At 65.0% G+C, this 14,451-nt stretch carries 20 protein-coding genes; 8 read left to right on the top strand and 12 right to left on the bottom strand.

Annotation, left to right across the window (positions count from 1 at the left end):
• Entirely contained in the window at positions 1–735 is a 735-nt protein-coding gene (locus J2S57_RS04755) for an ATP-binding protein (RefSeq protein WP_307250990.1), read from the top strand.
• 148 nt (positions 736–883) lie between these two features.
• Here J2S57_RS04755 and J2S57_RS04760 read toward each other — a convergent pair whose 3' ends face one another.
• The 3 genes from J2S57_RS04760 to J2S57_RS04770 all read right to left on the bottom strand — a co-directional run bounded on the left by J2S57_RS04760 (position 884) and on the right by J2S57_RS04770 (position 3,057).
• Positions 884–1,210 carry a hypothetical protein gene (locus J2S57_RS04760; RefSeq protein ID WP_307238729.1) on the bottom strand — a complete coding sequence of 109 codons (327 nt, stop codon included), beginning with the start codon at positions 1,208–1,210 and terminating at the stop codon, positions 884–886.
• Positions 1,211–1,498: 288 nt separating this feature from the next.
• Positions 1,499–2,281, bottom strand: coding sequence for a hypothetical protein (locus J2S57_RS04765; protein ID WP_307238731.1), 783 nt, complete (start codon positions 2,279–2,281; stop codon positions 1,499–1,501).
• Positions 2,282–2,376: 95 nt separating this feature from the next.
• Complete coding sequence (locus J2S57_RS04770) at positions 2,377–3,057, bottom strand: hypothetical protein (protein ID WP_307238733.1); 681 nt, start codon at positions 3,055–3,057, stop codon at positions 2,377–2,379.
• 262 nt (positions 3,058–3,319) lie between these two features.
• Here J2S57_RS04770 and J2S57_RS04775 point away from each other — a divergent pair, with 262 nt between their 5' ends.
• The 5 genes from J2S57_RS04775 to J2S57_RS04795 all read left to right on the top strand — a co-directional run bounded on the left by J2S57_RS04775 (position 3,320) and on the right by J2S57_RS04795 (position 6,285).
• The gene (locus J2S57_RS04775) at positions 3,320–3,529 is read left to right on the top strand and encodes a helix-turn-helix domain-containing protein (protein WP_307238735.1); all 210 of its coding nucleotides are present in this window, start codon (positions 3,320–3,322) and stop codon (positions 3,527–3,529) included.
• Between the two features lie 104 nt (positions 3,530–3,633).
• Positions 3,634–4,374: an HNH endonuclease family protein gene (locus J2S57_RS04780; protein ID WP_307238737.1), complete on the top strand. Its 741-nt coding sequence runs from the start codon at positions 3,634–3,636 to the stop codon at positions 4,372–4,374.
• Entirely contained in the window at positions 4,371–4,673 is a 303-nt protein-coding gene (locus J2S57_RS04785; RefSeq protein WP_307238739.1) for a hypothetical protein, read from the top strand. The genes J2S57_RS04780 and J2S57_RS04785 overlap by 4 nt, the downstream gene beginning before the upstream one ends.
• 66 nt (positions 4,674–4,739) lie before the next feature.
• Positions 4,740–5,600 carry a hypothetical protein gene (locus J2S57_RS04790; RefSeq protein ID WP_307238741.1) on the top strand — a complete coding sequence of 287 codons (861 nt, stop codon included), beginning with the start codon at positions 4,740–4,742 and terminating at the stop codon, positions 5,598–5,600.
• Positions 5,601–6,114: 514 nt separating this feature from the next.
• Entirely contained in the window at positions 6,115–6,285 is a 171-nt protein-coding gene (locus J2S57_RS04795) for a hypothetical protein (protein WP_307238743.1), read from the top strand.
• A gap of 117 nt (positions 6,286–6,402) precedes the next feature.
• On the opposite strand, the gene J2S57_RS04800 is transcribed toward J2S57_RS04795, so the two are convergent.
• From J2S57_RS04800 to J2S57_RS04835, 8 genes are all read right to left on the bottom strand, one after another.
• On the bottom strand, positions 6,403–6,663 hold the full coding sequence (locus tag J2S57_RS04800; protein ID WP_307238745.1) for a hypothetical protein: 261 nt from the start codon (positions 6,661–6,663) through the stop codon (positions 6,403–6,405).
• 394 nt (positions 6,664–7,057) lie between these two features.
• Complete coding sequence (locus J2S57_RS04805; protein ID WP_307238747.1) at positions 7,058–7,669, bottom strand: hypothetical protein; 612 nt, start codon at positions 7,667–7,669, stop codon at positions 7,058–7,060.
• Positions 7,670–8,311: 642 nt separating this feature from the next.
• Complete coding sequence (locus J2S57_RS04810; protein ID WP_307238749.1) at positions 8,312–8,971, bottom strand: cupredoxin domain-containing protein; 660 nt, start codon at positions 8,969–8,971, stop codon at positions 8,312–8,314.
• Positions 8,972–9,052: 81 nt separating this feature from the next.
• The gene (locus J2S57_RS04815) at positions 9,053–9,349 is read right to left on the bottom strand and encodes a hypothetical protein (protein WP_307238751.1); all 297 of its coding nucleotides are present in this window, start codon (positions 9,347–9,349) and stop codon (positions 9,053–9,055) included.
• Positions 9,350–9,393: 44 nt separating this feature from the next.
• Positions 9,394–9,900, bottom strand: coding sequence for a hypothetical protein (locus J2S57_RS04820; RefSeq protein ID WP_307238753.1), 507 nt, complete (start codon positions 9,898–9,900; stop codon positions 9,394–9,396).
• A gap of 27 nt (positions 9,901–9,927) precedes the next feature.
• The gene (locus J2S57_RS04825; protein ID WP_307238755.1) at positions 9,928–10,452 is read right to left on the bottom strand and encodes a hypothetical protein; all 525 of its coding nucleotides are present in this window, start codon (positions 10,450–10,452) and stop codon (positions 9,928–9,930) included.
• A 41-nt stretch (positions 10,453–10,493) separates the two neighbouring features.
• A complete protein-coding gene (locus J2S57_RS04830; RefSeq protein ID WP_307238758.1) occupies positions 10,494–10,976 on the bottom strand; it encodes a hypothetical protein in 483 nt (160 codons plus the stop codon).
• A gap of 45 nt (positions 10,977–11,021) precedes the next feature.
• Positions 11,022–11,537, bottom strand: coding sequence for a hypothetical protein (locus tag J2S57_RS04835; protein ID WP_307238759.1), 516 nt, complete (start codon positions 11,535–11,537; stop codon positions 11,022–11,024).
• A gap of 207 nt (positions 11,538–11,744) precedes the next feature.
• On the opposite strand from J2S57_RS04835, the gene J2S57_RS35500 reads away from it, so the two are divergent.
• Positions 11,745–12,206 (top strand): phage terminase small subunit, encoded by a 462-nt coding sequence (locus J2S57_RS35500; RefSeq protein WP_442358344.1) that lies wholly within the window; start codon positions 11,745–11,747, stop codon positions 12,204–12,206.
• A 110-nt stretch (positions 12,207–12,316) separates the two neighbouring features.
• Positions 12,317–13,864 carry a terminase large subunit domain-containing protein gene (locus J2S57_RS04845; RefSeq protein WP_307238764.1) on the top strand — a complete coding sequence of 516 codons (1,548 nt, stop codon included), beginning with the start codon at positions 12,317–12,319 and terminating at the stop codon, positions 13,862–13,864.
• Between the two features lies 1 nt (position 13,865).
• On the opposite strand, the gene J2S57_RS04850 is transcribed toward J2S57_RS04845, so the two are convergent.
• On the bottom strand, positions 13,866–14,021 hold the full coding sequence (locus tag J2S57_RS04850) for a hypothetical protein (protein WP_307238765.1): 156 nt from the start codon (positions 14,019–14,021) through the stop codon (positions 13,866–13,868).
• Positions 14,022–14,451 lie beyond the last annotated feature (430 nt).

Consider the following 14,451-nt stretch of genomic DNA (forward strand, 5'->3'; position numbering starts at 1 on the left):
ATGGACTTCACCCAGCTCGACCTTTCCGAATCGGACTGGCCGAAGCTCACGGACGCCCAGCACACGATCGAGTACTTGGTCGGCCGTGTCCGCATCCAGCAGGAAGCTGAATGGCCGCCGCTGACCACGGACCGGGAGCGGGACCTGTTCGACAACCGGATGGAACGGATCAGGGACGGCATCGAACGCTGGGTGTCCCAGGTTCCAGCTGAGTTCCAGGGAGCGACTTTCCCGAACCTCCGGGACAACCAGCATCCCGAACGGCTCCGGCGGTGGCTGGACACCCCGAAGATTCAGACGCTCTGGATCGCTGGGGGCGTCGGCAACGGCAAGACCTTCTGCGCCTACGCGATCGCCGGTGATGCCCTGGTGCGTAGTTATGGCAAGGATTCTCGGTTCAACTGTCCGGTCGTCATGAACACGGTCGACATGCTCGACCAGCTCAAACCGTCCCGCGATGACCACGAGAAGATCTGGAACCGGGTTCGCGGAACCGATCTGCTCGTTCTGGACGACCTGGGCGCGGCCCGACCGACTGACTGGGCCATCGAGCGCCTTTACGCTCTAGCGGACCACCGCAGCAGCGCGCGCAAGCACACGCTGATCACTCTGAACCGATCCTTCCCGGAACTGAAGGACCTCTGGGGAGGGCCGACCGTCGATCGGTTCATCCTGAACTCCGGAGTGATCGACTTCAGGGGCTCGTCACTGCGGCAGCCCATCACCAACTGGTGACCGGAGCCGACGGCCTGCACGCTCACGGCCTACTCCAGCATGAAGGCGTCGGACCTTCGCTCCGCAAGCCCGACCGCCGTTCCGCCTGAGTCAAAGCCGCACCGCCGGAGCATCAGCACCCTGATGCTCCGGCGGCCGTCTGACCGAGCTAGCTCGTCGAGCCCGGCTGGTCGTCCCCGAGGTCAGCTTCAGGCGAACCTGCCCCCAGATCCGTCGGGTCCGAGGCTTCGCCGGCGGAGCCCGGCGGAAGGGCAGGCTCTTCGGCGGAGTCCGATGGGAGTGCGGCGGACTCCTCGGCTACCGCCGACTCGTCCACGACGGTAGCCGAAGGCGAGGACAGGGTCTTCCGAGCGAGCTGGGCCTTCTCCCATTCCTCCATGAAGAGGCAGTACTGACGAAGAAGCTCGCGTAGCTGAGACAAGATCAAGAAGATCAAGCCGAAGCCCGAAACGATGAAGCCGATCAGTTCTTCCACGGGTCATTGCCCCTCAGGCGGGGTAGACCATCGCACTGGGAGCAGGCAGCACTCAGCGCGACCATCTACCAGTTGGTAATGGCCACGCTTGAGAACTGCTGATGCGGTCAGACTCAAGCGCCGGGCGCGCTGACCGGCGGGAGCGATTCCCAACCTCCGGCTAGCGGCGGCGTCTCAATCTCATGTGTTGAACGGCGAGGTTGCTACTGCACCCCGTCGGATCAGACACGGCCACGCTGCATCACGTCGGACTTCGCTGATCGCGGCGAAGCTACAACAGACGGTCAGCTACTCGCGAGTCGTGGGCGAAGTAAGGTTCGCGGACGACGGCTCGTCCAGCTCGAACGGGTTCTGCGACATTCCAGCGCTCATCGCCGTCATGGCATCGCGATGGCGCCTTACGTAGTCCTTGAGGGCGAGATCGTTACGCATGGTCTCTCGTTCCGGACGGACCAGGCCACCCGCCTTACGGCGCTCGTGCGCAGCGCGGACCTGGCGGGCACGTTTCTCCCGATCGTTGGCCGCCCGCTGCAACTCACGCAACTGACCGATCGACATGCCGTCGTTGTACCCCTCGCCGGAATACGCCATGGACGAGATCTCATGATCAAGGTCCCGCTTGGCCTCTTCGTCCTCCCGATCCCGCTCCTGGATCTCATCCGAGTCCAACCCTTCATCCGGGTGAGGCTCCAGCGACAGGACCAAGTCCCGCAGGTCGTTCTCGATCGCCAGGAACGTCTCATCGACACGGAGCATCTGCTCGAACGACTCGGTGGCGATGAGAGCCACGCGCTTATCCAGCTTTTCCGCTCTGTCGCTCAATGCCTCGACCGCGTTAAGCAAGTCGATCTCCGGCCAGCGGATCGACCCATCCTTGATCGAGCCGTTCGGCACCGCCCCGATGACGCCGGCGAGGACCGCAAGCAATCCAGCGATCATGAACACGACGGTCGGGCTGGCGTCCCACTTCTGATGGAAGAAGACGACGCCACCGGCGCCGAAGGTCGCCACCACCACGAGCGCGAGCCCCGCAACCACCAGCAGGAAGCGCGCCAACGCCTTGATTCGCATCTACCCCTCGCACACGGTCGGGTGGCCGTCTTCCGGGCCCATGTCCCTGCCGGATCGAGCATGACACCCACACGCGCAAACTAGACACGGATTGATCAGGTTGTGCGTGGCGACCGTTCCGGATCAACCTCGGCGGCACTTCGCTCAGGCGTCTCTGGCTGCACCGCGTCTGGCCGACCCCGGCCGTCAGCCAGCGCGGCGCCGCTCCCGGCGTCCGGGTACTCGCGCCACCGCGTTGGGTTCTTTATCCAACGGGCCAGCGTCCTGCTTAACCGGACCGCCCACGGCGGCGGCGTCAACGGCGAGTCCCCGGCCGCAGCTCGCTCGTCGTTCACAAAGCGAACGACAACGGCCTGCAATCGCCCTACGCCATAAGCGACGATCGCGACCAACGGGATCGTCACCAGACTCACGGGCACGCCCTTGGTGGCGAACCCGGTGACCAAACTGGCCCACCCCACAAGGGCGAAGAAGGCGATCGGCACCACCCCAGCAAGCTGTCGGTAGTACCGGTAGCTGGTGCGGCGCTGCTCGTATGTCAGCTGCCCGACCGTGTGATCGATCGTCCCGAGCAAGAGCTTTCGGGCCTCGCTGTCCTCGGGAACCTTCCCGGCAAGCTCAGCGTCGGCGGCGACTGCCTCACGCAGCCGATCCAAGTGTCGCTTCCGCCCGCTGAGCGTGGCCCCGAGCGCAGCGATAAGCGCGGCAGCTACGGCTCCGAGGGCAGCTAGGGCGGCTGGCGCTGCCGGCGTGTCCATCAGCTCAGTCCAGGTCACGACTCGTGACCGTATTTAGGCTCGGCCTGGAGTCAAGATCCTTGAGGGGACGATGCACTAAGCGTGCCGCGGGCACCTACCTCTCCACCCAGGAGCCGCTCGCACCCCACCTTTGAAGTGCAGCAGCGGTGAAGCTTCAGGGCCACGAGCAGACAGTGCGTCCTGGCGTCCTGGTCGGAACCATGAGCGCTTGTCCGCCCACCAGCTCGACCGGGCGAACAAGGTAGCCGCTGATGATCGAGGGATCGGGACCACCATGGCGATGAGCAAGCAGGAAGTTCTCGACCTGGACGTCATGGTCGACCTGATGACCGCCGCCAAGGCCCTCGACATGAGCCGGACCATGGCGTACCGCCTCGCCGCTCAAGAGCACTTCCCGATCACGCTGGAGAAGTTCGGCAGCAGGTACCGCCTGCGCCGATCGGACTTGCTCGCCTACCTGGGAATCTCCGACACCGACGATGGAAAGTAGTTCCAGCAGAGCATATTTCATTTATCGAGCTGGCAGGCCGTCGCTACTACTGCACCCGCAGAGAAGGTGCCCCCTCGGGGAACAGCAACGACAAGGCGAAGACCATGACCGACGAACCCACGCGTCGCATCCCGCTCCACAAGCTCCCCGAAGCCGAACGGCGAGCCCTCCGCGAGCGGATCTACGAAATCACCCCAGAGCTGACCGAGCGGTTCTGGCAGTACACCGACCCGACGCCGCAGGGTGAGCACGGCTGCTGGCACTGGACCGGCGCCCGCGTCACCCGAGGCTACGGAACCCTCAGCATCAAGCTCGACGGCAAGACCTACGCCGCCAGCGTCCCCCGGATCGCCCTCGTCATGTCCGGCGGCGACGTCGACACACCCGTCGTCCGGCACCTGGTGTGCGATAACCCTGCCTGCGTCCGGCCCGACCACCTGCGCGGTGGCACCCAGGCCGACAATGCTCAGGACGCTGTCCGCCACGGTCGCATCAGCTGGCAGAAGGGTCGAGCTGCCCAGATCGCATCAGCACATGCCCGCGCCGAACACCGTCTCCAGCGCGGCGCCAAGATCTGCTGCATCTGCCACCGAGACCTCCCGCTCGAAGACTTCGCCCAGGTCCGGCAGCACGCCGACGGACGCCGTAGCAGGTGCAACCGCTGCTTCAGCGCCATCCGCCGCTATCGGGTCGCCGGCCATCGTGGTGGCCTGCCCGACTCGTGCTTCCCTGCCGTGGTCCAAGCCGTGCGACCCGATCTGCCCGCCGACCCAGCCCTGGCCGATGACCCGCGACGGAACGACGTCGTGATCATCGAGCAGGTGCGATCGGTCGGCGCCCGATGACCGACACGAAGCCTCGACGGACCCGCCGCGATCGAACCGACCGAGCAACGTTCCGGCAGGGCGTCACCACCGCCCGCGAACTCGAACAGCTCGGACTCGCCCCGCTCCTGGCCGTCGTCCGATCCGGACGGTGGACCGCCCGGATCTGCCAGCCCACCGTCCTCGACGACATCGTCATCGCCGTCAGCCACGACAGCACGAACTCCAGCGCCTTCACCCTCGCGATCTCCCGGACCGACGCCATCGACCTCGGCGAAGCCCTCATCGACCTTCGGAACCACGAGCCACCCGCACCGTAGGAACTTCATTCCAGTAGGCCAACAAGGCGAGTCCTCCCCCGACACCCACGTCTGGAAGGGCTCGCCTTGCTCACTCTTGAAGCACCCTGCTGCGCCTGCTCCGACGGTCTCGCCGACCTCCCCCGGCTCGCCTGCCTCCGCTGCCGTGACGCCGTCCGTGACGGCCTCACCGACCTGGAAACCTGGTACGACCGGCTCCTCGAACCCATCCGCCGACGTGCCAGCGGGATGCCCACCACCAAGCACTGCGAGCCACCCTCCCCCCTGTCCGACCACGCGGGCGCCGTCCGCGCCGACATCATCAGCTCGCTCACCCGCTGGGTGCTCGACCACCACGATCACCATCCCGACGCACCGCTGCCCGACTTCCTCCACACCGGGGAGGCCGCCGACATCCGCGCCCTCGTCAACTACCTCGATACGAGCGAAACATGGCTACTTTCACAGGAAGCCATGCTCGCCCAGGCCTATGTCGAAGAGATCGTCGCCCTCGCAGCCAAGGCCATCCGCACCGCCGCACCCGGACGACGTGAAGGTGTGATCATCGCCGAACACGTCGTCGCCGACGAAACCTGCGGACCCGTCTGGGCAAAGAACATCACCGGGACCGCCCGCTGCTCCGGCTGCGGGCTCAAGCTCGACGTCGAGCAGTGGTTCGCTGAGGCTCCGCCGGCCGACTCCGACCTACTCACCGACGAAGTCGCCGCCGGGTGGGTGGCCTTCCGCTGGGGGCAGCTCATCAGTACGACAACGCTGCGGACGTGGAGCTTTCGGGATGAGAACCTGCGCGCTGCCCGGCGTCGTTCCGGCGGCCGAAGCGTAACCGCACGAGGGGCGATCGACGCGTTCATGCGCGAGCGACTCAACCAGATCGACGATGTGGGCCGGACGGATGGACAGCAAAAGACGCTGTTTGCTAACGTGTGAAACATCTCTGGGGCATCCCCCTGCCCCGAAACCATCTGTCGATGAAGCCCGCTTAGGCACACCGACGGATCGAAAGCCCTCAGCGCATCCCACCCGTCACTGAGGGCTTTCGCATGTTCGAATGTGGGCCTGGTCACCCGCAGACATCCCGGCAGTCGGCTTGAGCCCGGTTTAGCTGAGCAGAGTGTTGCCAACGCTTCATGCTGGGCGGCAGCTGATTTGGTACCGCCGCCGCCGAAGACGATGATTTCCTTGAGCCGAAGCACGCTTCACTCCGCAGCACTGTTGATCTGTGCGCGTCATGCCCGTCAGAGGGGTACCTGAACCTATGCCCCCGACGGGGCAGGTGAGGGTTGGATCCCCTCCGGAAGGCCGTGACCTGATCACACGGAACCGACGATAACGCTGAAGGGTGTGGCATCCCGCGAGTTTTCGCGAGGATTGGCATCTGGGAAAAGTCTGTTTGAAGCTATGCTCGGGAGTTCCGACCGGCAGCTTCGAAGGCAGGTAACCCATGACCGCCAAGACGGGCTCGGCAACCACCACCGTCATCACCAGCAAGCGCGTAAAGAACCGTAAAGCCAAGCAGCGCCGTGCCGAAGAACGCGAATGGTCACGCCGCAACGGCCCAGTGACCGTCACCCGAATCACCGCCAAGCCACCTCGCCCCGAGAGCGCTGGCTAAAGTTCTCCGCGAAGCGGAGCCGCCGGGCGCACTGAGCGCAGCGAAGGCGCACCGGCGGGACTACACCAACGGTGTCCCGCCCGCCCGAAGAGCGGAACCAGGGTGAAGCCGGTGGACCTACTCCCTCAGCAGCTTCTTCGCGACCGCCATGCTGGCATGGACTTGCGCAAGGGCCACGAGTTGAGCCTGCTGGTCGCTCAATCCCTTTCCCAGCGATTCGCTCAGACTCGGCTGATTCGAGCTCACCGGCATTCCCAGGTTCTCGCGATTGCGGTTCACTCCGACTTGCCGCTGCGCCTTGCGGGCCAGCACCTGGTCCATGAACTCCTCGGCCAGGCCAAGGCAGTCGTCGGCCGACATGTCGCTGTAGCTGGTCATGATGTACTTCTCCGTCCCCCGGTCAAGTGCAAAACGTCGGCGCCGAACGGGTACAGGTTGAGCAAGTCCCTCGGAAGACACCATGAGGTGCAGCATGAGCGGGCGCTGGGCCAACCGGGCACCCGCCCACCTGCGCGGCTACGACACCAACCACCGTCGTTTACGCTCCGCTTGGGCGACTAAGGTCTCAGCTGGCGGTGTCGCCTGCTGGCGCTGCACCCAACCGATCGCCCCGAACGAACCCTGGGAACTGGGCCACGACGATGACCGCCCTGGCCAGTACAAGGGGCCGGAGCATAAGGACTGTAACCAGCGCGCAGGGTCCGAGAAGGGCACCAAGGCGATGAGGGCTCGGGCAGCGCTCAGGTGGCAACCGAAGGAACACCACCCAGGCCTAATCTGAGCCGGGCATCCACTGAGCAGCATCCGAGCCACCCTCGCGGCGCTCTACTTCCTCCAAGCGATCCAGCGTCGGCCCCCACTCATGGATCATCTCGCCACCGGCCGCTTCAATCTCAGTGCGCCTGGCCGCAGCGATCTCGGCCATCAGTCTTCGCCGCTGCCCTTCCAGCGTCTCGATGAACCGAGTGAGCCCCTCCAACTGCTTCGCAGGATCGGCCATCTCCCGTCTGGTTTCCTGGGCGGCCCTCAGGCAGGGCTCGCACATCGGAGCCTCCGGCGGCGCCTCGCCAACCACCAAGTCGTGGACGTCCAGCACCGGCTTCTCCAACGCCGTCAGCATGTCCTCCAGGTCAGCCCGCAGCTCGTCGACGGCGTCTCCCTGGGCAGCCGAAGGTTCAGAGAGCCGCCCCATGTACCGGCCATCCGCGCGGTAGTACAGCTCAAAGATCGAGAACAGGATCTGCGAAGACCCCTCGACCGAGGGATGGCGCAGCACCCGGTAGTCGAAGATCAACGGCTCATCCGACTCGATGACGCGCCGCGCCGCATCCCGGTCCACCACCACGTCTTCGCCCGGCCCAACAGCCGGCTTGTCGTCACTCACCTGGGCCATCTCCGGTCCGTCGGTGGATCTCAGCGTCCCTGGCTCCCAGCACCCGGCGTTCCTCCTCCGTGTACCGGCGCCGCTTCGGCCGCTCACCCCGCACCGTCGGCTCCGACATCGCCTTCGCCAGCAACGCCTGCCGCTCCGGGTTGCCGTCATACTCGGCCTGCGCCTCAGCGTCCGAATCCCACACGGACAACGCCGACTCACCCAACCTGGTCGGCTGGGCCACCGCCTTCACCACTAGGCCCACCCGAGATGCCTCCATTAGGCATCCGTCGCAAACGTTCACACGCAACGTCACCCCCATCGACGTCAAGGGGCCCGGAAAGACAGCGCTACCCCGCTGGCCAAAAGCCGAGAACACCAGCCCACCCTGCGGATCCAACGACGATCCATTATCGCCCGCCGCCAACGGCTTACGGCATGCAAGACATGTGCGGGCTCTCTGCTCAGCGTCCGTCCCGTCCCTGAGCGGGCCAGATGCTTCCCCGATCTCAATCTGGCCTGTCGTGCGCCGCGCTTCCTCTGGCACGAAGAATTCCTTGTCTGGCCTTCGAATCTCCCGCCCATCAGTCATTCGGGCCACGGTAGCGGCGACGGACGAGACGGCTTGAAGGAGTTCACCGAGCGTTCCTCGACTCACCCGACGACGGCCGGCTTCTCCTCCGCCATCGGAATGAAGCGCTCCCGCCCCTCCACGAGCTTGCCGTCCCAACGACGAGTCCAGTCCTTGCCCTTGATGTCGGTGAAGGTGAAGCAGACACCGAACGGCTGGTTGTTCTGCTCAGCCTCTTCGAGGGCCTTCATGTCGGTGTCATCGACGCCGATCCACAACGACACCCCCTCACCGGGAACGGCCGGGGCAAGCATCGCGCGCTTCATCTGCAGCGGATGATCCGGCCGATGCCACAACCGGCGGTTCGCCTGGAACTGCAGGCTGAAGTTGTACACCGGCTGTGTGCTCTGGTTCAGGACCCGCACCTGACGCTGCTGCTTATCGACGCTCGGCCATGAACCACGGTGGACCCACGCCGACACCAGCTCAGCCTGTGCACGGTCCTCCGCCCTCTCTCGGCGGTCCTCACGCTGCCGCTCCAGGGCCAGCTGTGCCTCTGCACTGGCCGCCTGCTTCTTCGCCTCCGCAAGTTGTCCCCTCGTGCTTTCCCAGGTGCGCTTCACGTACAGCAGGGCACCGAAGGCGATGACCGCCCCGACACCGGTTGCGCTGGCCTCGATCCACGACGGCAGCAGGTCTGTTTCCAGCGGGCCGCACCATCCGGCCGACAAGGTGTTGTGCATCAGCGCATGATGACGGCTACCTATTGGTAGGGTGCCCGAACCGGCACCGCACGCCAGCTAGCCGCGCCCGAAGCCGGAGACCTAGTCACCAGCTGGCTTGTCCGGTTCCGCATCGATGCGTTCAGCAAGCTCGTATAGGTATTCGTAATCCAGAGGGCCCTGGCCGGCGTTCAAGCGGGCCGCTTCTGACTCGTGCCACTTACGCAGCCAGTACGTTTCCTTGTACGAGAGGCTATGGACCGCGCTCAGGACTCTGACCGCGCGACCGATCTCTTCCTGTGCCGACAGCCCACTGTGGTCTGCGTACTGACGAACAAGGCGTTCCACCTCTGCTGGCACGAAGAACTCTGCGCCGCCCGGCTTACTCGACTCAGTCATGAGCGGACACGGTAGCGACGAGCCCACCACGGCCTGAGGCCAGTTCAGTGAGCGTTCACCGCCCCGATCTCCTCCTTCACGCCCAACCGGTAGGCATCAATCAGACGACCCAAGCCAGCCGTCACACCACCCCGGCGTGAACCGTCCTCACTGTCGTCAAACTGGAACACCAAGTGGATCGTGCCGGCCAACTCCACAGCCTCACGAGCCAGCTCCGATACCTTCTCCGACGACAGCAACTGCACCGCCGGTAAAGCTGCTCGAACATGGTCCGGTGAAGAGTCGCCGCTGGGTTCACGCCAGTCCTCGCCGGGCGCGAACGGATCGTTCTCGGTTACCGCCCACCGGTGGATACGCAGCAGCCCTTCCATCAGCTCCTGATGAGCAGCGAGGCGCTTCTCCAGCAACCCCGCACGTCGCGCCTCGGCCAGATCGCGCCGGTGGCGACGGCTTTCCCAGCCGATGGATAGCGCTCCGCCGATGAGGGCGCTCACGGCAGCACCGCCAGCACCGATCGCGGCGCCCACCAGACCAGCAGTCGTTGCATCCATGAGCGAACCGTAGGCCGACGACCGCGCCTACCGGTCGGTACGGTTGGCTTTGAGCCGCCCCCGAGCACGCCTAAGCGCACGACCGAACTGGCTGCCTTCCAGCCTGACTACCAGCCGCCAACGCCGGGGTCCACGCAGCCGCCGCCAGTACTGGCCACCTCGAACCGTGTCGAACGACAAGTCATATGTCTGCTCCTCCCCATGGCACGGGATCCACTGCGTAAACGCAGTCCCTCCAGCCAAGAGGGTGGGGGGAGCAAGCTTTGAACCGTCATTTTGGAACAGACCCGTCTCCGAGAACAGGAACATGTCATCCTGATCGTCGGGCCAGAACTGCGACACCACGCTGACATTCAGAACCGGCTCAGATGACAAGTTGTCCAAGCGGGTTCGTATCTGCGCACCTTCCCGCGAATCCTTGAACTCCGGGGATGCGACAACCTTGCTCGCGACGATCCGGTCAACGAACCGTACGCCCACAGCCCACGCCACCAGCAGGGCGATCAGGTCCGCCACCAGGTTCCCGGTCATGCCGGACAGCCAGCCAATCACTCGGGCAGCATCCCCGTGACCGAGCGGTAATAGAGATCAACTCACCGTCGTAGCGAACGTGGTCTCGGGCCAGGTGTCCGCAAACGGACAGGACGATGTCGAGCAAGACCCGAACGACGTCGCGCAGCCGACTCGGCAATGGCACGGATCTCCGCCAGCCGCCGGCGTTCGAGTCGAGCCACCTCCCAAACCACCACGACGACGAAACCACCGCAGGTCAGCCCGACCATGACCGGATCGCCCCGGCCCATGTAACCGGCACCAAGCAGGACCAGCGTCGAGATACTCGCGAAGGTGCGGCTCTTAAAGCTGCCCCAACGATCATGCGGCTCACGTTCCGCGATCGCCCAGATGGCGAGCCCGAACGCCATGAAGCCCCCGACGACGCTCACCACCACATCGATCCGGCCAACCTTCGGCACCACGCCCGCCCATCGGGCAACCACGTAGAGGGCGGCAGCCACGATCACATTCGCGACAGAGTTGATCGCCAGGTCGTAGCGCCAGTTCTCCCACCAAGGCATCCGGCCAGCATCTAGGTGACCAGTCGGTAGCTGAGTCCAGCCATGTCAGCCAGCCAGCGGATCTTCCGCTGCACCGATCTCTACCTTGATCGCAAGGCGGTACGCCTCCAACGCCGTCCAGTACTCATTGGCCAAACGACCGTAAAGACCATCCCGGTCGTCACTGGTTAAGGTCTGGATCTTGTACTCGCGAGCCGCCACAGCAACGCGCAACGCAGCCTGGCGAGCCGGTTCCGAAGCGATCAGATCAACCACCCCAAGCCTCGGCAGAGGCTTCTCTGCGCCGTCATCCTCCGCGATAGCCGCATCCTCCATTGCGGAGAAGTTCGGATCTTCTTCACGATGCTCGATGTCCTCATCCACATGGGACAGGTTGTTGTACAACTCCATATGGGCCGCTAGGCGCCGCTCCATTAGGCGCGCACGTCGCCCCTCGGCCAGGTCGCGCTCGTGTTTCTCCACGTCACGACGCAGCGACGCTCTCGTCGCCCACGCGCTCGTACCCGCACCGGCCCCCGCACCGATCAGAGCACCCACCAGGCCGATCACCGCAGCATCCATGGTCGGACGATAGCGACGAAACGGCCGGAACATCTATAGGAAACCGTCTAGCCCGATGGCCACCACCCCCCTCCCGGCCAGCCTCCAATTCCGGGCAGTACTGGCGCTGAGGTTCCGCACGGGTTCCAGGGGCTTTAGGTCGTAGCTGAAACCCGTTCCACAGGGAAGCTTTTCAGTACATCCCGACACGTGAAAGAGGTTGCAGCCGTGGGCATTTCAGGCCCGGCTCCTAAGCCAGCGTCGCGTCGAGCGCGCAACAACCGCGACCCGCATCCGTATCGGACTTTCCCGCAGCCGGACTTCGCTGGCCCTCGGGATCTTCCGGATGACCTGATCGACTTCAGGGAAGAGTGGCACCCTGCGGTTCTGCGTTGGTGGAGCCGCTGGTGCGAGTCCCCGTTGTCGTCGGAGTTCTCCGAGGTCGAGTGGTCGGAGCTTGAGGTCGCGGCGGCGCTGCTCCAGAAGTTCTGGACGGGTAGCCGCTCCGTCGAGTGCGCAGGCGAGCTACGGCAGCGGATGTCGCAGTTGGGTGCGACTCCGGAGGCCCGGCAGAAGCTGCGCATCGCGTACGCCACGGCGGACGAGAAGGAGCAGTTCATGCCGCCGGCGAAGTCTTCGCGGGAGCGGTACGGGTCGCTGACGGCGCTGCCCCAGAGCAAGAGCGGTTGATTCATCTCCACCCGCACGGGTGACCTTGTCCCGCACGGGAGGCCGTCATGCCTTGGCGGCCGTCTGTTCCTGGCGAGGTCCCGACGCTGGGGTGGAGCGTCCTGGACTGGATGTCGACGTTCCTCGCGACGCCGGACCGGACTGACTTCGTTCCGTTCCAGCCGACCGACGAGCAGGCCCGATTCCTGCTCGGCCTGTTCGAGCTGGACCCGGTCACTGGTCGACGCCGGTACCGCCGGGCGGTGATCAGCAGGCCGAAGGGGTGGGGCAAGAGCCCGCTTCTCTCGGCGTGGATCATCGCCGAAAGTCTCGCCCCGGTCGTTCCCGACGGTTGGGATGCGCACGGCCAGCCGGTTGCTCGACCGTGGGCTGAGTTGCGGACTCCGTGGGCGCAGGTCTGCGCGACATCCGCTGAGCAGACGGCCAACGCCTGGGTGCCGCTGCTGGAGATGATCCGCGGCGGCTCCGTAGTCGACGAGTACGACCTCGACCCGATGGACACGTTCATCGCGATGCCGAAGGGCCGGATCGAACCGGTGACGGCGGCGGCGACGTCCCGCGAAGGTAACCGCCCGATCGCCTGCCTGCTGGATCAGACCGAGTCGTGGCTTCCGGCGAACGGCGGAGTACGCCTGGCCGCGACGCTGCGACGGAACCTGGGCAAGACCGGCGGCGTGTCCGTCGAGGCGCCGAACGCCTACTTCCCTGGCTTGGAGTCGGTGGCGGAGGACAGCGCCCGCTACTGGTCGGCGATCCAGGAGGGTCGTACCCAGGGCGATGACGGGTTGCTTTACGACCACCGCGAAGCGCCTGGTGATACGGAACTCGACGACGACGAGTCGCTGCTGAACGGCTTGCGCATCGCGTACGGCGACTCGGCCAGCGACGCCGGCGGATGGGTGGATCTGCGCCGCATCATGGCTGAGGTCCGTGACCCCGGCACTGACCCGCAGGACGCTCGGGCGTTCTATTTGGGTCAGATCACCCATGCCAAGGGCAGCTGGGTCACCTCACCTCAGTGGAATGCGGTCGCCGACGCCACGAAGTATCTGTCCTACGGCGACACGGTCACCTTGGGCTTCGACGGTTCCGTCAGGGACGACTCCACCGCCCTCGTGGCCTGCCGGGTCGATGATGGGCACCTGGAACTGCTGGCCTGTTGGGAGAAGCCGCTCGTCCGGGATGACGAGTGGTCCGTGCCCGGTCTCGAGGTGGACGCAGCCGTGGCTGCGGCGATGCAGCGGTTCCGCGTGATCGGCTTCTACGCCGACCCGCCGTACTGGGAAACGTATGTGGATCGCTGGAATAGCCTGTACGGCAGGAAGATGCGCGTGGGCCACCGATCGCATCCGCTGGAGTGGAAGACCAACCAACCGTCGCAGATGGAAGAGGCGCTGAAGCGGTTCCTCACGGCCGTCCTGGGCGGTCAGCTGAGCCACGATGGCGGTTCTCAGCTGACCCGACACATCTTGAACGCCCGTCGACGGCTGTCCGCGACAGGGAAGCTGGCGATCGGCAAAGACCCGCAGTTCCCGTCGAAGAAGATCGACGCGGCGATGGCTGCTGTCCTGGCGTTCGAATGCCGGGCCGACGCCCTTGCGACCGGCAAGGGGCGGATTCGCAAGAGCAACGGTTTCCGAGCCCAGCGCGCGATCTGAGTCAGCTCACCCGACGCCAGAACTTAACAATTGCAGCTACTTTTAGGATGTACTGGGCACGGTCGGGATGCTTGCGCAACAAGGCGAAGCAGAACACCAGCCAAGAAATCCAGGCAGCAAGTGTGCATACAGCCAGGCTCGTGGTGACCGCGCTCATGTTTCTTCTCCCGTGAACTGACTCGACGCCTACAAGGCGAAGGCGCATGGAAGACAAAAGCAGGCCTTCTGCAAGGGTAACCGAGCCGCAGTGACCACATCGACTAAGCCGACGAAGTTGACTACGGAAAAACCCGATGGATACCCGAGAGAGCCAAGCCGGTTTCCGTTGAGGTCGCGCCAATCCCGAGATTCACCAAGTCGCGCGCCGCCCCCTAATCCGCACTTGACCTTGATCCGCTGAGCAACACCGAGGAGGGCGGCAGTCCGAGGACGCAGCCGCTTCGGTCTCGGCCCCCACCAAGGCTCCGCTACGACCCACATACCCAGTGTTCTCCCGATCATCCAGGGCTACGCCAGAGGCGGACGATGGCCGCCACCCTCGGAATGCACTTGGCACGGTCCGGGTCATGGCGGACGACGGCGTAGCA

The sequence above is a fragment of the Kineosporia succinea genome (genome assembly GCF_030811555.1).
Lineage (GTDB): Bacteria > Actinomycetota > Actinomycetes > Actinomycetales > Kineosporiaceae > Kineosporia > Kineosporia succinea.